Annotated in this window: 15 protein-coding genes; 11 read left to right on the top strand and 4 right to left on the bottom strand. The window is 64.7% G+C overall.

Features of this window, described 5'->3' with window-relative positions:
- Nucleotides 1–9: 9 nt before the first annotated feature.
- The gene (locus ACYQ00_RS09245) at nt 10–663 is read left to right on the top strand and encodes a flavodoxin family protein (RefSeq protein ID WP_460031847.1); all 654 of its coding nucleotides are present in this window, start codon (nt 10–12) and stop codon (nt 661–663) included.
- A 108-nt stretch (nt 664–771) separates the two neighbouring features.
- On the opposite strand, the gene ACYQ00_RS09250 is transcribed toward ACYQ00_RS09245, so the two are convergent.
- A complete protein-coding gene (locus ACYQ00_RS09250; RefSeq protein ID WP_460031848.1) occupies nt 772–3,270 on the bottom strand; it encodes a glycogen/starch/alpha-glucan phosphorylase in 2,499 nt (832 codons plus the stop codon).
- Nucleotides 3,271–3,479: 209 nt separating this feature from the next.
- On the opposite strand from ACYQ00_RS09250, the gene ACYQ00_RS09255 reads away from it, so the two are divergent.
- The 3 genes from ACYQ00_RS09255 to ACYQ00_RS09265 all read left to right on the top strand — a co-directional run bounded on the left by ACYQ00_RS09255 (nt 3,480) and on the right by ACYQ00_RS09265 (nt 7,589).
- A complete protein-coding gene (locus ACYQ00_RS09255; RefSeq protein WP_460031849.1) occupies nt 3,480–4,688 on the top strand; it encodes an AlbA family DNA-binding domain-containing protein in 1,209 nt (402 codons plus the stop codon).
- A 36-nt stretch (nt 4,689–4,724) separates the two neighbouring features.
- Nucleotides 4,725–5,609 (top strand): L-2-amino-thiazoline-4-carboxylic acid hydrolase, encoded by an 885-nt coding sequence (locus tag ACYQ00_RS09260; protein ID WP_460031850.1) that lies wholly within the window; start codon nt 4,725–4,727, stop codon nt 5,607–5,609.
- A 201-nt stretch (nt 5,610–5,810) separates the two neighbouring features.
- On the top strand, nt 5,811–7,589 hold the full coding sequence (locus ACYQ00_RS09265) for a methyl-accepting chemotaxis protein (protein ID WP_460031851.1): 1,779 nt from the start codon (nt 5,811–5,813) through the stop codon (nt 7,587–7,589).
- 39 nt (nt 7,590–7,628) lie between these two features.
- Here the strand turns inward: ACYQ00_RS09265 and ACYQ00_RS09270 are convergent, their stop codons facing one another.
- Complete coding sequence (locus ACYQ00_RS09270) at nt 7,629–9,791, bottom strand: EAL domain-containing protein (RefSeq protein ID WP_460031852.1); 2,163 nt, start codon at nt 9,789–9,791, stop codon at nt 7,629–7,631.
- A gap of 207 nt (nt 9,792–9,998) precedes the next feature.
- Entirely contained in the window at nt 9,999–14,885 is a 4,887-nt protein-coding gene (locus ACYQ00_RS09275; protein WP_460031853.1) for a CheR family methyltransferase, read from the bottom strand.
- Nucleotides 14,886–15,113: 228 nt separating this feature from the next.
- Here ACYQ00_RS09275 and ACYQ00_RS09280 point away from each other — a divergent pair, with 228 nt between their 5' ends.
- From ACYQ00_RS09280 to ACYQ00_RS09290, 3 genes are read left to right on the top strand one after another with little or no spacing between them, the layout of a single operon-like run.
- On the top strand, nt 15,114–15,620 hold the full coding sequence (locus tag ACYQ00_RS09280; RefSeq protein WP_460031854.1) for a MarR family winged helix-turn-helix transcriptional regulator: 507 nt from the start codon (nt 15,114–15,116) through the stop codon (nt 15,618–15,620).
- A gap of 5 nt (nt 15,621–15,625) precedes the next feature.
- Nucleotides 15,626–16,711 carry an HlyD family secretion protein gene (locus tag ACYQ00_RS09285; RefSeq protein WP_460031855.1) on the top strand — a complete coding sequence of 362 codons (1,086 nt, stop codon included), beginning with the start codon at nt 15,626–15,628 and terminating at the stop codon, nt 16,709–16,711.
- Entirely contained in the window at nt 16,708–18,303 is a 1,596-nt protein-coding gene (locus ACYQ00_RS09290) for a DHA2 family efflux MFS transporter permease subunit (protein ID WP_460031856.1), read from the top strand. Before ACYQ00_RS09285 ends, ACYQ00_RS09290 begins: the two co-directional genes overlap by 4 nt.
- A gap of 182 nt (nt 18,304–18,485) precedes the next feature.
- Here ACYQ00_RS09290 and ACYQ00_RS09295 read toward each other — a convergent pair whose 3' ends face one another.
- Nucleotides 18,486–20,672 carry a malate synthase G gene (locus tag ACYQ00_RS09295; protein ID WP_460031857.1) on the bottom strand — a complete coding sequence of 729 codons (2,187 nt, stop codon included), beginning with the start codon at nt 20,670–20,672 and terminating at the stop codon, nt 18,486–18,488.
- Nucleotides 20,673–21,022: 350 nt separating this feature from the next.
- Between ACYQ00_RS09295 and ACYQ00_RS09300 the strand changes: the two genes are divergently transcribed.
- The 4 genes from ACYQ00_RS09300 to ACYQ00_RS09315 all read left to right on the top strand — a co-directional run bounded on the left by ACYQ00_RS09300 (nt 21,023) and on the right by ACYQ00_RS09315 (nt 24,314).
- A complete protein-coding gene (locus ACYQ00_RS09300) occupies nt 21,023–21,898 on the top strand; it encodes a DUF4115 domain-containing protein (RefSeq protein ID WP_460031858.1) in 876 nt (291 codons plus the stop codon).
- 100 nt (nt 21,899–21,998) lie between these two features.
- Entirely contained in the window at nt 21,999–22,835 is an 837-nt protein-coding gene (locus ACYQ00_RS09305) for a substrate-binding periplasmic protein (RefSeq protein ID WP_460031859.1), read from the top strand.
- A 140-nt stretch (nt 22,836–22,975) separates the two neighbouring features.
- Nucleotides 22,976–23,737, top strand: a complete 762-nt coding sequence (locus ACYQ00_RS09310; protein ID WP_460031860.1) for a substrate-binding periplasmic protein — start codon at nt 22,976–22,978, stop codon at nt 23,735–23,737.
- 136 nt (nt 23,738–23,873) lie between these two features.
- Nucleotides 23,874–24,314 carry a DUF134 domain-containing protein gene (locus tag ACYQ00_RS09315; RefSeq protein ID WP_460031861.1) on the top strand — a complete coding sequence of 147 codons (441 nt, stop codon included), beginning with the start codon at nt 23,874–23,876 and terminating at the stop codon, nt 24,312–24,314.
- Nucleotides 24,315–24,342: the final 28 nt, after the last annotated feature.

Consider the following 24,342-nt stretch of genomic DNA (forward strand, 5'->3'; position numbering starts at 1 on the left):
CGAGCCAGCATGAAAGCCATTGCCATAAACGGAAGTCCCCGGAAAACCTGGAATACTGCCACGCTGTTGCAGCACGCTCTGGACGGCGCCAGGGAAGCCGGCGCACAAACCGAGCTGATTCACTTGTATGATCTGCAGTACAGCGGCTGCACCAGCTGTTTCGCCTGCAAGAAGATTGGCGGCAAGCACTATGGTCATTGTGCTGTCAAAGACGGAATCACTCCTGTGCTGCAGGCCATTGAGCAGGCGGATGTGCTGATTCTGGGCACGCCGGTGTACTTTGGGGCGGAGACGGGCGAGATGCGGTCCTTCCTGGAGCGGCTGATGTTCCCCTTCCTGACGTACACGCCGGACTACGCCTGTATCTTCCCCGGCAAACTGCAGGCCGGGCTGATCTACACCATGAATATTCCGGACGAGATGATCCCCACCTTCCAGTATGAGCCCATGCTCGACCGGGTCAAAGGCTTCATGGAACGCGTGTTCGGCAACTGCGAACGCCAGATCTGCACGGATACCCTCCAGTTCACGGACTACAGCAAATACCTCTCCACCCGCTGGGATCCCGCGGCCAAGGCCAAACGTCGCGAAGACGTCTTTCCCCAGGACTGTGCCGCAGCCAAGGCCATGGGCAAGGCGCTGGCCGAGCGGGCCGGGGCATAGCCGGCCAGGTATCGGACCGAGAACCGGAACGAGCATCGCGACGGGCTGTCTTGCTGCACCAAGGCAGCCCGTCGGGCCATACTGCGGAAGTGAGGAGGGTGCCAGCCGTCATTCCACAGGCACATTCCAGATGGTGCTGCAGTATTCGCGGATGGCGCGGTCCGAGGAGAAGTAGCCCAGCCGGGCGACATTGAGAATGGACATGCGGGTCCAGGCGGCAGGGTCGGCGTAGGCAGCGGCAGCGCGGTCCTGGCAGTCCATGTAGGAGGCGAAGTCGGTCAGCACAAGGTATTCGTCCCGGTGCATGAGGTTGTCCACCAGGGGGCGGAAGAGGCCAGTGTCTCCCCGGGAGAACAGGCCCGAGGCGATCTGGTCCAGGGCCTCGGCCAGTTCCGGATTGGCGGCCAGCTGGTCGGCGGGGGAGGTGCCGGTGCGGCGCAAGGCCTGGACTTCTTCGGTGGTCAGGCCGAAGAGGAAGAAGTTCTCCTCGCCCACGGCCTCGCGCATTTCCACATTGGCACCGTCCAGGGTGCCGATGGTCACGGCGCCGTTGATGCCGAACTTCATGTTGCCCGTGCCCGAGGCCTCCTTGCCGGCCAGGGAAATCTGCTGGGAGAGGTCCGCGGCGGGGTAAATGACTTGCCCGCTACGCACGTTGAAGTTGGACACAAAGGCCACCCGCAGGCGACCGGCCACGGCAGGATCGGCATTGACCACCTCGGCCACGCGGTTGATGAGCAGGATGATCTGCTTGGCCAGAAAATAGCCGGGCGCAGCCTTGCCGCCGAAAATGACGGCCCGGGGGACGAACTCCATGCCCGGATTGCGGCGCAGGCGGTTGTACAGGGCAATCACCCGCAGCACGTTCAGGTGCTGGCGTTTGTATTCGTGGATGCGCTTCACCTGCACATCAAAGAGCGCTGCGGGATCCAGTTCCACATGCAGAAACCGTCTGGCCAGATCGGCCAGACGGGTCTTGTTGGCCTGTTTGGCGGCGCGCCACTCGGCCTGAAAGACCGGGTCGTCGGCATGTGCCTCCAGCTGGATGATTTCCTCTTCAAAATGATCCAGCCAGCGCACGCCAATGCGGCGGGAGATGCAGGCCGCCAGGTGCGGGTTGCACAGGGCCAGCCAGCGCCGGGGAGTGACGCCGTTGGTGACGTTGGTGAACTTCTCCGGGCTGACCAGGGCGAAGTCCCGCAGGACATCCTGTTTGAGCAGGTCCGAATGCAGCTTGGCCACGCCGTTGATTTTCTGGCTGCCCACACTGGCCAGGTGGGCCATGCGCACGGAGCGGGAGCCGGTCTCGTCGATGAGGGACACGCGGCGGGGCAGGTCCGGATCCTCAGGATGGGCAGCCCGGACCGCATCCAGGAAACGGCGGTTGATTTCGTAGATGATCTCCAGGTGCCGCGGCAACGCGCCGGCAAAGAGCGGCACGGGCCATTTTTCCAGGGCTTCGGGCAGCAGGGTGTGGTTGGTGTAGGCAAAGGTCCTGGTGGTCACACTCCAGGCGGTGTCCCAGTCCAGGCAGTGCACGTCCACCAGCAGCCGCATGAGTTCGGCCACGGCGATGGCCGGGTGGGTGTCGTTGAGCTGGACGGCGAAGGTCTCATGGAAGGTATCCAGTGGCCGTCCAAGGCTTTTATGAATGTGCAGCATGTCCTGCAGGGAGGCCGATACGAAAAAGTACTGCTGGCCAAGACGCAGCTGCTTGCCCTGGTAGGGGTCGTCGTTGGGGTAGAGCACCTTGGAGATGGTTTCGGAAAAGATCTTGTCATGCACGGCGTTGAAGTACGCGCCGGTATTGAAGGCCTCGAAATCAAAGGCCTCCACGGCCTCGGCCCGCCAGAGCCGCAGCAGGTTGCAGTGCTTGCCGCCATGACCGGCCACGGGGATGTCATGCGGGCAGGCAGCGATGGTCCGGGCGGGAGTCCAGCGGGCGCGCAGTACCCCGTCGGCGTCTGATTCCAGATGGGATTCCCCGCTCAGGCCCACTTCATACCGCTGGTCAACGTGGGCCAGTTCCCAGGGAAACCCGTGCCTGAGCCACTTGTCAGCCAGCTCCACCTGCGCGCCGTCCTCGATGGCCTGGCGGAACATGCCGTATTCATAGCGGATTCCATAGCCGATGGCCGGCACGCCCAGGGTGGCCAGGGAGTCCAGGTAGCAGGCGGCCAGGCGGCCCAGGCCGCCGTTGCCCAGGCCGGGCTCGGGCTCGTGGAAGATGATGTCGTCGAGATTCTGCCCCAGGGAAGCCAGCCCCTCCCGCATGGGCTCGGTCAGGTTCATGGTCAGCAGATTGGCGCCCAACTGCGGGCCGATGAGAAATTCCGCGGAAAGATAGGCCACACAGCGCACGGAGCGCGCCGCGGCGATGCGTTCGATGCCGGCCACCCAGGCCTCGACCATGCGGTCCCGCACGGCCAGGGACACGGCGACGTACCAGTCTTCCACCCGCGCCGTTTCCCGGACCCGGCCGGTGGAGTAATACAGATGATCCAGCACGGCCTGGCGCAGCCCTTCGGGGCTGCAATCCGTGCGGGAAGGGCTGCACTGGGACTGGTTTTTGGAACGGGGCGCGGTTGCGTGGCGCTTGCTGGCCATGGCATCTCCTTCGGGGGAACGCCGGTGTCGGGGCGTTACCGGGCCAAACGGGGAAAAAGGATACACTGTCCTTATCCATACCCCGCTTGCGCAGCAGGTGTAAACCAACAACGCCCGCGTCCGCGTATGTTTTCGAGGACATCTTGATTTCCCGGTCGGTTCGCGCCTATGACAGTGGCAGACTCGCCTCTGAACAAAAAGGACTGCTTATGGCGCCGATGGTGGACATCGTCAAACGGGAGACCGGCTTTGCCCTGCATCAGGATGGCGCCGTGGCCCGCACCCCGGCTGGCCGGGAGCTTGCTTCCCCGAGCCTGCGGCTGCTTGAGCTGGTGGTGCGGGACGCCTGTGAGGCCGATCCCGACACGCTGACCGCGCGCGAGTTGCTGGAGGCGCAACTGGACGAGGTGGAGCCGGCTGCCGAAGAGGTCCGCCAGAACCTGCTGCAGGCGCTGGCCACAGACCCTCTGGTGGCGCGGCGGTTTCCCGGCATGGCTGGCGCTGCCGCCCCTGCGGCGTCTGCGTTGCTGCTGGAGGTGGACCTGCCGGCCATGTTTCTGCAGTTTGGCGGGTTGGTGGAAGCCTTCGACAAGGCCGTGGCCTTTCTGCTGGAGCATGATCTGGTGGAATACCCGGCCGTGCTGCGGGATTTCGAGAGTTTTTCCCGCGCCGTGGCCGCGGTGCTGCAGGAGGCGCCCCCGGAGCGCCTGGCTGTGCTGGGACGATTGACGAATCGCCATCAGGTCGGTGTGCTGCTGCCCATCCTCCTGAGCATCAACTCCCTTTCCCCCTCGGAATACGCTGGCGTGGCCGCGTGCCTGCGGTTGGATTGTTCAAAGGCCGGGCCTGCCGCCGAGGCCCTGGCCCGCTACCGCGCCCTGCGCCGCGACGCCTGGACCGTGCGGGAGTACCTGAGTGCCGCCCCGGCGCCGCGCCGGCTCTCCCTGCGCCAGCTCATTGCCGAAGGGGAAAGCTATCATCTGGAATTCAAGTCCACCCTGCGGCTCAATCTGCAGACCAACAAGCACGACACGGCCATCACCCATGCCAGCCTGAAGACTCTGGCCGCCTTTCTCAATTCCGGCGGCGGCACGTTGCTCATCGGGGTTCGCGACGATGGTTCCGTGCACGGCCTGGCCGCGGACGGCTTCCCCAATCTGGACCGCTTCGGCCTGCACTTCTGGCAGGTGGTGGAGTCCGGCCTGGGGGGTGGAGTGTGCCCGTATGTGGCCACGCATTTTGAGGAAACGCCCGAAGGCACGGTCTGTGTGGCCACCTGCCGGCAGAGCCCCGCGCCGGTGTTTCTGCAGGGCAAATCCGGGGAGGATGAGTTTTTCATCCGCGTGGGCTGTTCCAGCCGCAAGCTCGGCGTCCGGGATGCCCTTGAATATATCTCCCTGCATTTCAAGAAGACATGATTCCACATCAGTAGAATTTTTTCAGGAGCAAGGGCTGTGCAACATGCTGATTGTGTTCCCTCGCGCCGACGTTTTCTTCGGGCCGGTCTGATCGGCTGCTGCGGGCTGCTGTTGCCGCAGTGGATACTGCCGCCGCGGGCCATGGCCCAGACAGGGCCGCCAGCGGCCCTGCCCAGCCGGCGGGTGGCCGAGTTCGAGGCCATGTGCCAGGGCATGGAGCAGATGCTGACTCCCCGCCTGGGCGCGGCTGCCGCGCACGACGCCACCACGCACATGGGGGTGGTGTTTCAGGAATTGCTGCCCACGCTGCCGGTGCTGCCCCCGCAGCCGGGGGAGGGCGGCGCGCCTAATCGTAACCAGGAATATCTGGTGCAGGCGGCCTGGCTTATCGCCATGTCCAAGGGCATCAAGGCCCATGGGCTGTGTGCGGCCGATGCCGGCCGGCTGCTCTATGACCTCTGCGATGCCGAGCTGGCCGCCACGCCGGCGGTGGTGCTGGCGCAGCGTGGGGAAGAGTACTTCAGCCCTGCCCATTACCAGGCGTTGCGGGATTGGGCCGCGGCCACGCAGCTGCGCCGTTCCCCGGATGACTGGGTGGCCGAGGTTGTCTTTGGCGATCCGGCCAGGGGGGACGATTTTGACGTCGGCCACAATTACAGCCAGTGCGGGGCCCTGCTGCTGTTCCGGGCCCATGGGGAGGCCGAGGTGGCGCCGTACTTCTGCCTGAACGATTTTCTCTCCTCCCGCTACGAGGGCACGGGCCTAAGCCGGGCCCACACCCTGGCCCAGGGGGATGCGTTATGCGATTTCCGCTACAAGCGTGGCCGGGAGGTGGGGCAGTCCTGGGACACGGAAACGCCGCGCTTCACGCACACGGAAAGCCCCTCCTCGCGGGCTGGAGGTATTCAAAGTCCGGTATAAAATGCCATCTGTCTTTGGGGGAGATTGCAGGGAAATTTGGGGGGACTGTAGGGAAATTTGTGTGACGCTCTTCTTATTGCTCCATTTAATTGATATGCTCAATCCATGCAGGGGGACCAACGCGCCGACAGGCTCCATGAGCCCGCCAGGAATGTACTGGATTCGTGCTCTTAACCAATAGCGCAACAGGAGACCTTGCCCATGCACCTTACTATCAAACTGCGCCTTGTTCTGCTTGGGGCAATGATTGCCGTGGCGTTGGGCTTCACGACGTGGAATACGTACCACGCCAGTGAGCAGGTTTCCATCTCCTCCCAGGCCAATGCCTTACGTCTGAAGCAGCTTGATATGACGGAGCAAATGCGCAGGACACTGCTGGAGCTGACCCTGGCGGCCATGGATGCCATCGTGGACAAGGCGGAAGGGGCGGTCAGCGCCGAGCGCATGCAGCTGATGCGCGACAGCGCCGCCATGCTCACGCAGAATCTCCCAGCATTGCGCAACAGTGCCGATACACCGGAAGAGAAGCGCGCCGCAGAGCAGCTGGCCGCCGAGCTGCCGCCCCTGGTGCAGGCCGTGCAGGAGGAGCTGCCGCGGGTCATCCGCAAGCACGGCGGGGCGAACACGCCGGAAGCGGAGGCAGACTATGCAAAGATTGATGATGTGATCGATGCAAACGCAGATGGCGCCCTGGTGCACCTGCAGGTCATCGCGGATTCCATCAGGCAGGAGCTGGACGAGGCCGGTGCCGCCCTGCAGGCGGATGTGGCGAGTGCCGCCAGAGCCAGCCTGTGGGTTGGGCTGGGAGCCTTGCTGGTGGTGGGGGTGTTCTTTTTCCTGACCGCGCGCAGCATCCTTGGACCTCTCGATGCTGCCGTCACCTTTGCCACCACTGTGGCCAGTGGCCAGCTGGAGCATCGGCTGGAGGTGCAGTCCCGGGACGAAATCGGGCGTCTGGCCGATTCCCTCAGAACCATGGTTGCCAGCCTCAGGACATCCCTGGAGCAGGCCCGGCTTCAGGGCGAGGAGGCCCGCAGGGCCGCGGAGACCGCCGCCACGGCAAGCCGGCAGGCAGAGGCCGCCCGGCTGGCGGCAGAGCAGGCCAAGGCCGAAGGGCTGCTGCAGGCTGCGTCCCGGCTGGAGTCTGTGGTGGCCATCATCTCGACCGCCTCGGTGGACCTTGCCTCCACGGTTGAGCAGGCCAGCCGGGGCGCAGGGGTGCAGTCCAGCCGGGTGACGGAAGCCGCCACGGCCATGGAGGAAATGAACGCCACCGTGCTGGAAGTGGCCAAAAATGCCTCCCAGGCCGCAGACACCACCGATGCCGCGCGACACAAAGCCCTGGAAGGTGCCGAGGTGGTCAACAAGGTGGTGGCCGGGGTGACCGAAGTCAGCGAACACGCCCTGGCCCTCAAGGCGGACATGGGCGAGCTGGGCGAGCAGGCCAAGGGCATCGGGCAAGTCATGGACGTCATTTCCGACATTGCCGACCAGACCAACCTGCTGGCCCTGAACGCGGCCATTGAGGCGGCCCGGGCCGGGGACGCCGGCCGGGGCTTTGCCGTGGTGGCTGACGAGGTCCGCAAATTGGCCGAAAAAACCATGCAAGCCACCCGCGAGGTGGGGGCGGCCATTCATGGCATTCAGCAGGGGGCCACCAAGAACGTGGCCAATGTGGAAAAGGCCGTGGCCACTGTGGCCGGGGCCACCAGCATGGCCAACGCCTCGGGGCAGGCCCTGCGAGAAATCGTCACACTGGTGGATCAGGCGTCGGATCAGGTCCGTTCCATCGCCACGGCCTCGGAGCAGCAGTCCGCCGCCAGCGAGGAGATTGCCCGGAGTATCGAGGTGGTGCAGGGCATCTCCGCGGAAACGGCCGCCTCCATGCACCAGAGCGCCGAGGCCGTGGCCCGGCTGGCGGATCAGGGAAGGCGCCTGGATGCGCTCATGCAGGAACTCAAGCGAGACGGCGCCCGCTAGCGGGCTGCGGGCAGGCAGAAACGCTGGCAGGAGACGGCCTCAAATGGCCGCCCCCTGCCGGCGCAGAATGAATGCCAGACAGTCTGCGCCAGGCAGCGGCTGGCTGAAGAGATAGCCCTGGAAGGTGGTGCAGCCCAGCGCCCGAAACCGCTCCAGCTGTTCAGGCTGTTCCACACCCTCCACCACGGTGCCGATGCCCATGGCCTGGCTCAGTTCCACAATGCTGCGCACGATGTGGTCGTTCACGCCACCCTCCACTCCCTGGGTCAGGGAGCGGTCAATCTTGACCGTGTCCACCGGAAAAGCCCGCAGGTACCGCAGCGAGGCATGTCCCATGCCAAAGTCGTCGATGGCCACATGCACGCCATGCTGTTGCAGGTGCTTCAGCGATTCCATGGCGCGGGTGTCCGGCTCCAGGACGGATGATTCGGTGATCTCCAGCTCCAGCTGCGAGGGTACGATCCGGCTCTGGTGCACAATACGCAGCACATGGGCCGGAAAATGCGGATCCATCAACTGCCGGGGCGAGACATTCACGGCCACGCGCAAGGCATCCGGCACACATTCCACCCATGCGGCGCGTTGCAGGCAGGCCTGGGTCAGCACGAAGAGCCCCAGGCGGTCGATAAGCGCCGTATCCTCGGCCAAGGCCACGGCAATGGGCGGGGCGATGTGCCCGTACGCCGGATGCCGCCAGCGCAGCAGGGCCTCCACACCCGAGACGCGCCCGTTGCCGTTGAGCTGGGGTTGGTAGACCAGGAACAACTGGCTTTCCGAATGCTCGGGGGTGGTCAGGGTGCTGTGTAGATCGTTGGTCAGGGCCTTGGCCAGCCGGCCGGCCTCCCCGGGCAGATCCACGCATTTGTGACCCCCACGCCCGGTTTCGTACCGGGAGGCCGCCCGCTGCAGCACATCCAGCACCCGCAGCCCCTGCCGTTGGGACAGGGTGTCCGCCAGACGCACAAAGGGCAGGTACACTGCCACCCCAAGCGCCAGATTCGCAGTCTGCATCAGCGCCCCGGCCACCGAACCGGTGGCGGCATAGCCGGCGATGATGACCGGCGTGGTCCAGGAGATGCTGGCCGTGGTGTGCGGAATCAGACCCAGGGCCGTGGCCAGATACGCCGTCAGGGTCTGGAGCAGGGGGGTGGCCAGAAAGGGGATGCAGTAAATGGGATTGAGCACCAGGGGAATGCCAAAGAGCAACGGTTCGTTCACGTTGCACAGGGCGGGCAGCAGGGCGATGCGGCACAGCTTGCGGGTGCTGCCGTCCCGGCTGGCCAGGAAGATGGCGAGTATCAGGCTCAGTGTGGAGCCGGAACCACCCATGCGGGTAAAGGCATCGAAAAAGGTCTTGGTCAGGATGAAGGGTGGCGTCTGGCCCTGGCTCATGGCTGCGGCATTGGCCAGGTCCGCCGGAGTGAGGATCTGTTCCGCCACGCCGTACAGCAGATTCGGCCCGTGCGCCCCCACCATCCAGAACAACTGGGAGAGGGTGGTGTAGCCCAGGCCAAAGCCCAGCCCGTCCTCGGCACCTGCGAAGGGGAGAAAAAGCAGGCCCTGCGTGGCGCCATACAGATCCGGCACATGCAGGGCGTTCAGCCCCAGCCTGAGCAGCCCGAACAGGGCAATGGTGGCAGCGCCGGCCGGCATGACCGTGAACACGTCTCGCACCACGGGGTCGTGTCCGGCCGTGCCCAGGGGCAGCTGGAGCAGGGAAATCCTGGTCAGGCGCAGGAACACGGTGCTGGCCACGCCACTGACCAGCAAGGCCAGCACAAGGCCACGGTGCATGGAAAAGGCCAGTTGCAGGGTCGCCTTGTCCTGGGGGCGGAGCAGGACGAAAAAGCAGGAGAGCACCACCATACAGGCCATGACCGGGCTGACGAATGGCCCGGCGCGGCGCTGGTTGGAGATCTGGGCCAGGATGCCGCTGAAGGCGCACAGCAGGGCCAGGGACGCAATGCCAAAGGTGCCGGCGAGCAGCGTGTCGCAGAGGTCCCTCCAGGCCGGGCCCAGCAGGGCATCCAGGCCATGCGGCACCCCGAGCGGGGCCTCGCGAACCATCAACGCCACCGCGCCCACCAGCACCAGCGGCAGCACCATGGCCAGGCCGCGCTGCACCGTCAGCAATGCCGGGCGGCTGCCGTGCCGGTCTGCGTAGTCGAGAGCCCCGAGCAGGAATCTGGTCATGGAATTCATGATTGCGCCTGCCGGCAGGGGTGCATTGGGGCGCTCACAGTGGCGGACAGGGAGGGCGCCCCCGCTTGTGCCTGCCACAGTGCCAGGGCCGGAGCGCCATGATCCGGGCGCGGCAAACGCAACCTCTGACGCATGCTGGCCATTACCGCGGTCGTTGGCGCCGGGGTGAGGTTGCTGGGTGGATCACAAAGGAGGGCATGCGGTGGCTCATGACGAGGAGGGTTGCGTGGCCTGCAGGATGGCGTGCAGTTCATCAAACGTCACGGGCTTGGCCAGAAAGCCGTCCATGCCCACATCGAGGAATTGTTGCTTGTCTTCGGGCATGGCATATGCAGTCAGGGCGATGACCCGGCAGTTGCGGACGCGCGAATCCGCATCGGCCCGCAGGGCCCGGGTGGCGTCCAGCCCATTCATGCGTGGCATCTGAATATCCATGAACACCACATCATAGGCCGCGCTGCGCACTTTTTCCACTGCCTCCACCCCGTCCATGGCCTCATCCACGGTACAGCCGGATTTCTTGAGCATGGTGGTCATGAAGAGCCGGCTGACGCTGTTATCCTCCACCACCAGCACATGAAGCGGGGTGTCGCCGAGCGGGGCGGGATCGGCCGTGCGACGTTCCTCCTGCGGCAGCGCGGGGCTGGCCTGGCAGGGCAGCTCCAGCGTGAACAGGCTGCCCAGGCCCAGGGAGCTTTGCAGGGTGATGTCCCCGCCCATGAGCCGGGCCAGCCGCTGGGAGATGGAAAGCCCCAGCCCCGTGCCCTGGCTGGAGCGGGTCAGGTGTGGTTCCACCTGATAAAAGGTCTTGAAGATGGCCTCGTGCTGGCCAGGGATAATGCCAATGCCTGTATCGCGCACGGCAAAGCGAATGCGGGAGGTTCCGGCGAACGCCCCCGGAGAGGGCGGGGTTTCCGCGGCCGGGCTGATGATGCTCACATGCACGCTGACACTGCCGCGCTCGGTGAACTTGAGCGCGTTGTTCATCAGGTTGTTGAGGATCTGGGCCAGCCGTTTCCCATCCACCTCGATGGATTCAGGCACGTTGTCGTCAACAAGGCATTGCAGCGCAATGCCCTTGCGATCCGCCTCGGGCTGGTGCATGGCGGTGAGCCGTTGCAGCACCTCCTGCACCTCGGTGCGGAAGGAGCGGATTTTGATCTGGTTGGACTCGATCTGGGAGATGTCCATCAGATCGTCGATGAGAGACTGCAGGTGCCGGGAGGCCTCGATGATCATGTCCGCCTGGTCTTGCAGTTCCTTTTCCAGGGTGCTGATCTGCACCAGCTGGGCCATGCCCATGATGCCGTTCAGGGGCGTGCGCAGTTCGTGGCTCATGTTGGCCAGAAATGCGGTTTTGGCGCGGTTGGCTTCCTCGGCCTGGAGCCGGGCTTCCTTGAGGTGCTGCTCCATGTGCACGCGTTCGGAAATGTCCAGAAACGCGGCCACGGAGCCGGTGATTTCGCCGGTGTTGTCCCGCAGGGGCACGGCATTGCCGATAAGGTGCCGGACCTCGCCATCGTCAAAGAGGAGATCCTGTTCAAAGTCCAGCAGGGGCCGGCCTTCCCGGGCGGCGCGCTGCAGGGGCTGCATGGCCAGGGGGAGCTCCTGGCCGTTCTGGAAGATGCGTGGCGGGGGGCCGCCACTGGTCGGGAGCTGGCGCATGAGTTCATACGCCGCACGGCTGCCCTCCAGGCGGCTGCACTGGGGGTCGTGGGCGATCCAGACGGCGGCGGGCACCTGCTCCATGACGGCGGCCAGCTGGTTTTCCCGACGGATGCGCTCGGAGAGGTCCATGCCTGCGGTCAGGATGTGCGGTTCGCCGCCCAGGACGATGAGTTCCGCGGAGATGAGGGTGTTCAACACGGCGCCGCGCTTGGTGCCGATGCGCAGTTCCTTCTGGTGCAGGGCGCCGTTGGTCCGCAGGGCGTGCACAAAGGCGGTCCGCTCCTCGGGCGAAGGGATGATGCCCACCTGGGTGGAGCATTTTCCCATGAGCTCCTGCCGGGTATAGCCGGTCATGGCGCACAGGGCGTCGTTCACCTCGACGATGCGCCCTTCCTCCAGGGTGGAGATGAGCATGAAGGACGGGTTGGCGCGAAAGGCCTTTTTGAAGCGGTCCAGGGTTTCGGACAGCTCGCGCTGGATGCGGCGCTGTTCCGTGACCAGCTGGGCCATGACCATGCCGGCTTCGGGCTCCCCGGCCTCATTGCACACGGGCAGCACCCACACATCAAGGGTCTGGCCGTGGCAAAGCAGATCCTGCCGCACGCTGCGCCCGGCCAGGGCCTGCCTGAACAGCGGCTCCAGCAGGGTCGCCAGTTCGGGGTCCTGCATCTCCGGCAGGGTGTGGCCTTCCAGCTGCGGGAGACCAAGGACGGGCAGCACCTCCCCGGCAGCCACCAGAAACCGCAGGTCCTGATCAAAAAGCAGGACCACTCCATTGGGAAAGTGGTCCAGCAGGGTGCGCAGCCGGGCCCGGCTGGCAGCCAGCTGGCGGGTGCGCTCCTGCACCAGCAGCTCCAGGCGGTCCCGATGCTGCCGCAACTCGTCTTCCATGCGCTGCCGGTCGGTGATGTCCACAAAGGTCAGCACCAGACCATCCATTTCTCCAGCCATGTTGTAATACGGGAACATGCGGGAGAGGAAACTGCGCCGCGGCTGGTCCGGTCCGCCACTGGTGTGCACCACCTGTTCCACCCGGCCCCTGGTGGCCTGCACGGCCTCGGCCATGGTGGCGATATCCAATCCCTGGATCTGGCTGGCAAAATGTTGCAGGGGGCGGCCGGAGTCGCCTTCCTGCACATGAAAGATGCCCGTGGCCGCCGGGGTGAATTGCCGGATGATCAGGGAGCAATCCAGGAACACGGTGGCAATATCCGTGGCCCGGAAGAGGTTTTCCAGGTCGCTGCGGGAGCGGTCCAGCTCCAGGATATTGGCCTGCAGCTCGGTGTTGACCGAGGTCAGCTCCTCATTGAGGGCCTGCAGTTCCTCCTGGGAGGTTTCCAGCTCCTCGTTGGAAGACTGCAACTCCTCGTTCATGGAGAGCAATTCTTCGTTGGAGGCCATGAGCTCCTGGTTGGAGGCCTCCAGATCCTGCACGGCCAGACGGAGTTGCTCGCTGGTGATGCGCAGCTCCTCCTCCAGGCGGCTGATGAGTTCATCGTGGGCGTCACAACAGACGGGGCAGATTTCGGGATCGTCCATTGCAGCGCCATCTTCGGCCGGCATGGGCGCGGGGCGAAGGCGTTCCACGAAGGACAGCATCAGACACTGCTCCTGCACAGCCTCCGTGCGCAGGGGATGCACCTGGATGTCGATCAGGCTTTGCGGCCGTTCCGGCATGGAGAGGCCTTGCAGCACAATGGACCGTCCCTGCCGCCGGGCCTGGCGCAAGGCATTGCGCACGGGCAGCTGCAGGGACGGGCGCACCAGCCGGGCGATCTCGCTGGTGAACTTGCCCTGCGGCAGCTCCAGGAAGGGGGTGAGATCCCCCTCGGTGTGCAGCAAGGCGTCATGCTCATCCACCAGCAGGCTGGGCGGGGTAAAGGTTTTGAGCAGCGTGCGCTGGAAGAGCTGGGCCAGATCCACCTGGGGCGGGGTGGCGGCCAGCTTGCGGACAACAGTCTCTTCCAGGGGCGCCCCTTTGACCAGCAGCGGATACTCCGGCGGCGGCGTAGGGATTTCCCGACGCAGAAACACCTTCCACTTGGGATGCACCGGGGTGAAGAGCCGGGCGTGCTCACCCAGGCTCTCGGCCACCCCCAGCACCAGATGCCCACCGGGGCGCAGGGAATGGTGGAACAGGGGAAGCAGGGTGTTCTGGGCTGAAGGGGTAAGATAGATCAGCAGGTTGCGGCAGCTGATGAGGTCCAGCCTGGAAAAGGGCGGTGTGGAGAAGAGATCGTGCCGGGCAAAGACGATCATCTTGCGCAGGGGCGTGTTGACCGAATAGTCGCCATTCTGAAAGAGGAAATAGCGGTGCAGCAGCGCACCGGGCAGCTCGGCCACGGCGCTTTGCGGGTACAGGCCGGCCCTGGCGCGGGCGATGGCAGTGTCATCCACATCGGTGGCAAAAATGGAGATCTTCCTGCGCACGGCATGGCGGCGCATGTACTCCTGCAGCAGCATGGCGATGCTGTACGCCTCCTCGCCCGAGGCGCAGCCCGGCACCCAGAGGCGCAGGTCATCACTGTCCTTGTTGCCGGAAAACAGGGCAGGGAGCACCTCGCGTTCCAGCAGGGAAAAGACGTCCGGGTCGCGGAAAAAGCTGGTCACGCTGATGGACAGTTCCCGGGCCAGGGCCATGCCCTCGTCGGCGTCGTGTTCCAGAAGTTCACGATAGGCAGCCAGGGTGCCTGCATCGCGCAGGCGCATGCGCTTGTCGATGCGGCGGATCAGGGTGGTGCGCTTGTAGTTTTTGAAGGCCAGACCCGTGTGCTGCTCCAGCCACGGGAGCATGGAATCCAGGAGGGAAGCGTCGGGGCCGTCGCGCAGGGTCTGGTCCTGGCGCAGGTGCGGGGGGTGGCGCAGGATGTCGAGCAGCCGCAGGGCCAGCTGGGCCGGCGACAGGACGATATCTGCCGCACCGGCGGCCAGGGCGGCCAGGGGCATGCTGTCGAAGCGGGCCGTGGCGGGCTCCTGGACCATGGCGATGCCGCCGGCCACGCTGATTTCCTTGAGCCCTTGCGCCCCGTCGCTGCCGGCGCCGGAAAAGATCACGCCCACCGCCTCGCCTTCGGCATCCTTGGCCAGGGATTTGAAATACTCGTCAATGGGGTGATGCAGGGTCCGCTGGGCTGAGGCGCGCTGCAGGCGCAACACGCCGGTGTGCTGGGTAAGCACCGTCCCCGGGGGGATGATGTGGATGCGGCCGGCTTCCAGAGGCATGCCGTCTTCGGCCAGGACGGCCGGCAATTTCGTATGACGGGTCAGCAGATCCGCAAGCAGGGGGTGGTGCTGGGGATCCTGATGCATCACCAGCACGAAGGCGCAGGCCACGGTTTCCGGAATGGATTGGAAAAAATCCTCCAACGCCTCCAGTCCGCCAGCTGAGGCGCCCAGACCCACGGTGCGGCAGATTACAGTGCTCAAGGACGCGTCATCCTCTGCAGGTTGAAACCAATGACGCGGGCAGTGAACGCGCGCGATGGCGCACCATAGCCGCAGCGAATGAAAAAATCCATATCTCCAAAGGGCTGAGGATGTCACGTATGCATCTTTTTGAAGAGGGAGGTCATGAATGTTTCAAACAGTTTTGGCTCCGACATTTCTCTTGACAAAACTTAGCCTGCAAATGATTAGCGTCCAAAAGGTGGAGCCATGATTCTCAAAGAAATGCCAAGTTACCAGACCTTGCTGAAAAAGGCGGCCTCGTTTCCGGATATGGATATCCTGGTGACCGAGGCCTATCTGCATGTGTTGCGCACGGGATGCACCCTGCATCGCGTGGCCGAACGCCATTTGGCCACACGCGGGCTCTCGTACGGCCGTTTCCTGGTCATGGCCCTGCTGAGCCACGGGGAAGAACCCCTGCCCGTGTGCCGGTTGGCCGAACTTTCCAGTGTCTCGTACCCCACCATCTCGGCCTTGCTCTCCGGCATGGTCCGCGATGGCCTGGTGGAGCGCGTGGAAGACGCCAAGGACCGCCGTGTGGTGCGCATTGCCCTCAAGGAAGAGGGCCGGGCGCTGCTTTCCAGCGTCATGCCGGACATCCTCCGGCTGCATGGTCTGGCCCTGGCCAACCTGACCCCGGAAGAGCTCAAGACATTAATCTCCCTGCTTGCCAAGGTTCGCCTGGACGCAAGCGACTGCGACCAGGAGTTGTAATCCCCATGGCTGACAATACGCAGCAGGCCGCGCCGGCCACCGGCGCGCCGCGTTCCTCTGCTCCAACCCGCAAGTCCTCCGCCAGATTTCTCCTTCTGCTGCTTGTACTGGCTGGCCTGGCTGGCGGTGGCTGGTGGTGGTGGAAGGAGCGGATCTACGAAACCACGGACGACGCCTTCATCGCCGGGCATGTCGGCGCCATTGCCCCCCAGGTGGACGGCCGCGTGCTGGAAGTGCTGGTAACGGACAACCAGGAGGTGGCCGCCGGCCAGGTGCTGGTGCGCATTGACCCTGCGCCGTTCCAGGTCAAACTGGATCAGGCCCGCGCCAACCTGCACGAGGCCCGGCAGAAGCTGGAGGAGTCCCGCTCCCAGCTGACCGCGGCCAGGGCCGCCGTGGAATCGGCGCGCTTTGAGGCAGATTCCAACGAGGCCGAAGCCCGCAACGCCCATACCGATCTCGTACGCTACCGTCAGCTGGTGCGCACGGGCGCTGTTTCCCAGCAGGCTCTGGACAATGCCGAAACCCTGGCCCGCACCACCACGGCGGAGCTGGAGTCCTCCCGCAAGCGCGTGAACACCGCCCAGGCCCAGGCCGATCTGGCCGCTGCCCAGATCCGTACGGCCGAGGCGGCCATCGAACGCTTCAAGGCCCTGGTGGCCCAGGAAGAACTGGATCTGGCCTATTGCGAAATCAAGGCCCTGCAGGGCGGCAGGGTGACGAACAAGAATGTGGAGGCCGGGGATTACATCCAGGTGGGGCAGGCCCTGTTCAATCTGGTGCTCGACGAGCTGTGGGTGGAAGCCAACTTCAAGGAAACCCAGCTCACGGACATGCGCCCCGGCCAGCCCGTGCAGATTCTGATCGACGCCTACCCCGACCTGAAAGTCACCGGCCGGGTGGACAGCATCCAGGCCGGTACCGGCGCGGCCTTCAGCCTGCTGCCGCCCCAGAATGCCAACGGCAACTACGTCAAGGTGGTCCAGCGCGTGCCGGTCAAGATTGTCTTTGATCCACCCCTGCCCGGACACATGCCACTGCTTGGCGTGGGCATGTCCGTGGTGCCCAAGGTGCAGGTGCGCCAGCAATGAGCGCTGCGCCCGCCCCGGCTCAAGGCTCTGGCGCGCAGCCCTGGCAGCCCTCCGTGAACCTCTGGCTCATCGCCGCCTCGGTGATGCTGCCCACGATCATGGAGGTGCTGGACACCACCATGGCCAACGTGGCCCTGCCGCACATTGCCGGCAACCTCTCCGCCACCCAGGACGAAGCCACCTGGGTGCTGACGAGCTACCTGGTTTCCAACGCCATTGTCCTGCCCATGACCGGCTGGCTCTCCATCCACATGGGCCGCAAACGCTTTCAGTTGCTCTGCGTGGTTGGCTTCACCCTGGCCTCCTGCCTGTGCGCCCTGTCCACCACGCTGCCCATGCTCATTGTGGCCAGAATTCTGCAAGGTGCGGCCGGCGGCGCGTTGCAGCCCCTCTCCCAGGCCATCCTTCTGGAAAGCGCCCCCCCAGGCAAGCGCGGCGTGACCATGGCCATCTACGGCCTGGGCGTGGTCGTGGCGCCCATCATCGGCCCCACCCTGGGCGGCTGGCTGACGGACAATTACTCCTGGCGCTGGATGTTCTTTATCAACCTGCCCATCGGCATCCTGGCATTCTTCATGTGCCAGGCCTTTGTGGAGGATCCGCCCTATCTGGCGGAGGCCAAAAAGCGCGGTGGCGGCGTGGACTACATTGGCTTCGGCTTTCTGGCACTCTGGCTCTCCACCCTGCAGGTGGTGCTGGACAAGGGCCAGCAGGAAGACTGGTTTGCCACGCCCTGGATCGTCTGGTTCTCGGGTATCTCCGTCCTGGCCTTTCTGGCGTTTGTGGCCTGGGAGTTTCGCGTCAAGTCGCCCCTGGTGAACCTGCGGGTGCTGGCGCATCGCAACTTTGCCATTGGCACGGCCCTGATGACCTGCATGGGCGTGATCCTGTACGCCACCGTGACCCTGCAACCTCTGTTTCTGCAGTCGCTCATGAATTATTCGGCCCTGGAGAGCGGCCTGACCCTGAGCCCCCGCGGCCTGGGTGCCATCACGGCCATGGTGCTGGTCAGCCGGCTGATATCCAGGATAGACCCGCGCAAGCTGATCATCTTCGGCTTCGCCATCCTCATGCTGACAGCCTACGAGTTCTCGGGCATCACGCTGCAGATCAACCAGGGCTTTATTGCCTGGCCCAATGTTATCATGGGGCTGGGGATGGGCTTTGTCTTTGTGCCGCTCTCCACTGTGTCCATGGGCGGGCTGCCCGTGGAGCAGATGGGACATGCCTCGGGCATTTATAACCTGATGCGCAACCTCGGCGGCAGCGTGGGCATTTCCGTCGTCACCACCATGCTCTCCCGCGGGGCACAACGCCATCAGGCCCTGCTCAGCCACAATTACAGCGCCACGGACTCGCAGTTCCAGGAGTTCTTCACCCATCTGGTGCAGTACTTTTCCCAGCACACACACCTCGTTCAGGCCAAACTGCAGGCCATGGCCGTGCTGCAAAGCCTCCTGGTGCAGCAGGCCACGCTGCTTGCCTATATCGAATGCTTCCAGTTCCTGGCCCTGACCTCGGCCATCTGTGTCCCCGGCGCGCTGCTCCTGCGCCGGGCCAGGCGCGGCGCGGCCCCTGTGGCGGCGCACTAACATGAAACAGCAGGATGAGAATCCGGGGGAACTGAGTTCCCCCGGGCCCCCACCAATAGTGTGAGCGGCGCTTCCGGTTCGTGCACGAACCGGAAGCGCCGCTCACACTATCAGGGGGTCCAGGGGGGATTATCCCCCCTGGTGTTTTCCAATTTCTTTGTTCTTATCCCGCCGTTCTATTCTTACCTTCCCGCCTTCGCCTCACGGCGGCGGGCGTGGAGGATGGGCTCGGTGTAGCCGTTGGGCTGGGCGCGGCCTTTGAGGATGAGGTCCCGGGCGGCCTGGTAGGCCACGCTGGTCTCAAGGTTGGCGGCCATGGGGCGGTAGAGCGGGTCGCCGGCGTTCTGGGCATCGACCACGGCGGCCATGCGGGCCAGGGTTTCGAGGAGTTGTTCGCGGCTGCAGACGCCATGCAGCAGCCAGTTGGCCAGGTACTGGCTGGAGATGCGCAGGGTGGCGCGGTCTTCCATCAGGCCGACGTTGTTGATGTCCGGCACCTTGGAGCAGCCGATGCCCTGGTCGATCCAGCGGACCACGTAGCCGAGGATGCCCTGGGCGTTGTTATCCAGTTCGCGCTGGATCTGTCCGGGGGTGAGGGCGGCGCGATCTTCTTCGGACAGGACCGGAATCTCCAGCAGTTCGTCCAGCCGGGCGCGGCGGGCGATGGCCAGCTGGCCGAGCAGCTCCTGCTGCCGGGCGGCCACATCCACCAGATGATAATGCATGGCGTGCAGGGTGGCCGCCGTGGGGGAGGGCACCCAGGCGGTGTTGGCGCCGCTCTTGGGATGGGCGATTTTGGTGGAGACCATTTCAGCCATGCGGTCCGGTTTGGCCCACATGCCCTTGCCGATCTGGGCCTTGCCATGCATGCCGCAGAGCAGGCCCACGTCCACATTCCAATCTTCGTAGGCGGCAATCCACGTGGCCCCGCGCATGGCATCCTTGGGCACCATGGGACCGGCCTCCATGCTGGTGTGGATCTCGTCGCCCGTGCGGTCCAGGAAGCCGGTATTGATGAAGACGATGCGATCTTTGGCCTGGCGGATGCACTCCTTGAGGTTCACGGTGGTGCGGCGTTCCTCGTCCATGATGCCGACCTTGAGGGTCAGGGCCGGCAGGCCCAGGGCGGCTTCCACGGCGGCGAAGATCTGGCAGGCAAAGGCGACCTCTTCCGGCCCGTGCATCTTGGGTTTGACGATGTACACGGAGCCGGCACGGCTGTTGGTGACGCTGCCGAGGTGTTTGAGGTCGTAGAGGGCCAGCAGGCCGGTGACCATGGCGTCCAGCATGCCTTCGGGGATCTCGTCGCTGTCGAGGAGCACGGCGTCGGTGGTCATCAGGTGGCCCACATTGCGCAGCAGCAGGAGACTGCGGCCGGGCAGGGTCAGGGTGGCACCATGGGGGGTGGTGTACTGGCGGTCCGGGTTCAGGCGGCGTTCGATGGTTTGGCCACCCTTGGGGAAACTGGCGCTCAGGTCGCCACGCATGAGGCCGCGGATGGCGGCGTAGGCCTGGGCCTTGTCTGGCCCGTCCACGCAGGCCACGGAGTCTTCGCAGTCCAGAATGGTGGTCAGGGCGGCTTCCAGCACCACATCCTTGACGCCGGCCGGGCTGGCCTGGCCGATGGGGTGGGTGGGATCAATGTGCAACTCGCAGTGCAGGCCATGGTTGACGAGGAGGATGACGGCCGGCACGTCCTGCGCGCCCTGATAGCCGGCGAACTGGGCCGGGTTTTTCAGCGCCGCCACCTGGCCGTCTTGCAGTGTGATGTGCAGGCCGCCATCGGCGATGGTATAGCTCGTCGCCTGACTGTGGGAGCCGGCAGCCAGGGGAAAGGCCTGATCCAGGAAGGTGTTCACATAGCGGACCACGGCCGCGCCACGGGCCGGATTGTACGGGCCGCGTTTGGTCTGGCCATTGTCTTCGGGAATGACGTCGGTGCCATAGAGGGCGTCGTAAAGGCTGCCCCAGCGGGCGTTGGCGGCGTTGAGGGCGTAGCGGGGATTGGTGACCGGCACCACCAGCTGCGGGCCGGCGATGGTGGCGATTTCCGGGTCCACCTTGCCGGTTTCAATGGCAAAATCCGGGCCCTCCGGCACGAGATAGCCGATTTCCTGCAGAAAGCGATGGTAGGCCTCCGGCTCGAAGGGCTGGCCCTTGCGCTCCAGGTGCCAGGCGTCGAGTCTGGCCTGCAACGTATCGCGAACAGCCAAAAGTTCCCGGTTGCGCGGGCCAAGGCTGCGCACCAGACTGGCCAGCCCGGTCCAGAACTGTTCCGGCGTTGTGCCGACATCGGCGCAGACATCGGTTATCAACGTGGCCAGCGGGGTGGAGATATCCAGACCATACGCGGAGGTGCGATCAATCATGCAAAGCTCCTTCTCGGCGAGATGAACGGAAAGGGCAGCGGTTGCGTCACCGTAGCCTATCCCGGGGCATCCGCCAACCTGCGATATAGGCGGTCTGACAGGGCGGGGAATTCTGCGAAAGGTCTGGTAACGGCAACGTTGCAGGACGCGACGGGATGAGGTACCCTCGCCTGAGGCATCCTGGAGTACAGTGTTCAACCTCAGCTCTTCAATAAGGTTAGCTCATGCCCGAATTGTCCACGAGTCGGCGCGTCCAGCGGTCCCGGGGTCGTCATGTTCTGACGTGTCTGCTTCGGTTGGCGCGAACAGTGTTGTGCGTGTCGTGCATGCTCAGCGTGGCGTCCTGTCTCATGTTTGAAAAGCTCCCAGAGGCAGTGCAGTACACCGTGGTGGAGCCGGGTATCCGCAAAACAGAGCCGCTGGATCCGGAACTGGAGACGACCGGGCGTTTTGAACAGTATGATGCCGAGACAGATGCGTGGTACGAGGCGGAACGCAACGCGGCTGGCGTCTGGCAACGGACCCCGGCTGGCGAAAGCGCTTGGCGCAGCCGCATGGAAAAGCTGAACAAGAACGCAGAAGCCACCCAGGAGCCGCAGGCCGTGGCGTCCGCAGCGCCTCCCCCGGCGCCTGCCCCGGAACTGGCGCCCGAACCGGCCCCTCGCGCTGCCCCTGTCACGCCTCCGGCTGCCACAAAGCCCAGGCAGGTGCCTGCCCCGACCCCTGCTCCTGAGCCAGCTCCTGAACCGGCCCCTGAACCGGCCCCTGCTCCGCCGCCTGCGCCTCCTGTGGTGCGCGCCCCGGCCAGGACCGATGCAGACACCGCCTCCCTGGCCGCTCCTGCGGCGTCCGATGCCGTTGCGCCCGCCGAAGCCGCGCCCGCGTCCCCGGCTTCGCAGCAGGCGCAGGCCTCTGCCCCAGCGTCCTACGCAGCGCCAGAACCCGTCTCCGCTGCCGAGCCGGACGCGCCACGCCTGGATCAGGGCCCCAAGGCTGCCGGCGGCGTGCAGCTTTCCGCGCACGGCAGCACCTGGGTCACCGCCATGGTGGACGGTGCAACGCGCAAGGACTTTTTTCTCAATGCCGGGCAGACCCTGGAATTGAGCTTTAATGCGTACTGTCTGTTGACTGTGGGGGACGCCGGCGTGGTGACCCTGCACTACAACGGGCAACCCTATCCAATGTACCTGCGCAGCGGCCAGGAAGTCCGACTGCCACCCCAATGAGCATACCGGCGCTGCAGTATCGCGCACACCCCGAGGGACGAATGCGCCTGTACGGTGCTGTCCTGTGGGCTTGGCGACCCTGTCTTGTATAATGTACCGCATGAACGCTGTGCCGGCACTGCGAGGGCTCGCTCGCCTGGGGGCCATGTTCCTGCTGGTGTTCGGCGGCATTGTCTGCCTGCGGCTGCTGGGGCCGCAGGCGCAGGGCCCCACGGCCACGGCAGGCGCCTCCCTGCGCGTGGTCAGACTGGCTTCGGTGGAGTGGCCGCCGTACACCAGCGCCACCTTGCCGGGCAACGGCGCCACGGCCACGGTCCTGCGCAAGGCCCTGGAAGCGTCGGGCATGGAACTGCGTATCGAGTTCATGCCCTGGGCCAGGGTGCTGGAAACCGTCCGGAAGGATGCCTCATTCGTGGGATTTTTCCCGGAGTACCTGTCCGCAGACCGGCTGGCGGAGTTTGTGTATTCTGCTCCCATCGGCGCGAGCGAGCTGTGTTTCATGGAGCGTACCGGGCATCCTGTGCCCTGGGAGACGCTTGAGGATCTGGCCGGCCTCTCCATTGGCGTGGTGCAGGGCTATGTCAATGCCGTCCGGTTCGATGCGCTGGTTGCGGCCGGGCAGTTGCGCACGGAGGCCGTGGCGGATGATCTGACCAATATCCGCAAGGTCCTCTCCGGGCGCTTGCCCCTGGCGGTCATTGACCCGCTGGTGCTGCGGCACCATCTGCACACAGATCCGTCCCTGGCGCCCCAGGCCGGCAAGGTGCGGGCCCAGGAACGAATTCTGGAGCACAAGACCCTGCACGTCTGTTTCCGCAAGGGGCCAGAGGGCGAGACCCTGCGCCAGGCCGTGGACGCAGCCCTGGCCGGAATGGACGCCCTGGCCGAACAGCGCGCCGCGGTGACGCTCCTGCTGCAATCCCCGCCTCGACAATAGGCGCTCCACCCAATCGTCACACGGACGGTCCAATCTCCATATGCCCGGCATGCGGCCATAACATCGGCCCTGTACGAGAGCAGAACTGGCAGATGGAAACTGGCGGCAACCCACTGTGACTGCAGGGAGGAGGGACTCTCATGATCCGTATGGTGCTGGCCGCGGCATGCGCCGTGTTGCTTTTGGCAGGAACCGCCCAGGCTCAGGGCAAGATCGTCAAACTGACCTCCCTGGAATGGCCGCCTTACACAGGCCCAGGCCTGCCGGGGCAGGGCGCCTCGGCGGAAGTGGTGCGTCAGGCCTTCCAGGCCATGGGCTACACGGTGGAGATTGAGTTCCTCCCCTGGAACCGGGCCGTGCAGACTGCCAAGGAAGACCCTGCTTTCATTGGCTATTTCCCCGAGTATCCTTCCGAGGAAGTGGCCAAGGAATTCATCTTCTCCCAACCCATGGGCGTGGGCCCCCTGGGGTTGGTGCAAAAGGCGAATGCGCCTGTTGCCTGGAGCACCGTGCAGGACCTGTCGCAGATCACCGTGGGCATTGTGGCCGGCTATGTGAACCCGCCTGCCGTGCAGCAGATGATCGACGCTGGAACCTTGAAGGTGGAAGAATCCGCGGACGATATCACCTCCATCCGCAAGGTGGCCATGGGCCGCATGGATGCGGCGCTTATCGACAAGTTCGTGTTCAACTATCTGCTGGCCGCGGATCCTTCCCTGGCGGAACTCAAGGCCAATGTGGCGTACAATGCCAAGGATATCATGGATTGGGATCTGCACGTCTGCTTCCGCAACGATGCGGCAGGCGAAGAGATGGCCCGGGTCTTCAACGAAGGACTGACCAAGATCAACTGGCGCGCAGTGCAGGACCAGCAGATCAAAACGATTCTCGAAGCACGCTGAGTGGTGCCGGCTGGGAATGGATCGGAACGCCGCCCGTAAGGGCGGCGTTTTTTTGTGCCTCCGCTTTTAGATTTACCCCTTGACGTGTATCCAAATTATGCCTATTTTGAGCATACGCTCATAAAGGAACAGTGACATGCCCAGACCAAGAAAATGTCGGCGTATCGGCCAGCAGCCGGCCGCCACCGTGTTCAAGCCCGAAGGGGGCACCCGGCAATGCCCGGCTGGCCTGCTTCGCGGGGTGGTTCTGCCCCTGGACGGCCTGGAGGCGCTGCGTCTGGTGGATGCGCTGGGCCTGGATCAGGAGGCCGCGGCGGCGCAAATGGGCGTCTCCCGGGCCACCCTGGGGCGAATTCTGGCCCAGGCCAGGTGTCTGGTGGCCAGGGCGCTGAGCGCTGGATGGGCCATCCGCATCGAAAGTGCGGAGCAGGAACACATGATCAGTGGACCCGGTGAACCCGGCGAGATTGAAACGCAGGCCACGGACGATGAAACGCCCATGCCCTGCACCAGACGGCCCTGCTGCAAAAGACAGCGCGGGCGGTTGCATCAAATGGAGGATGACCATGAACGGTAGAGGAAATGGCGGAAGGTGTGGCAGAGGC

This window comes from Megalodesulfovibrio paquesii, assembly GCF_054653055.1.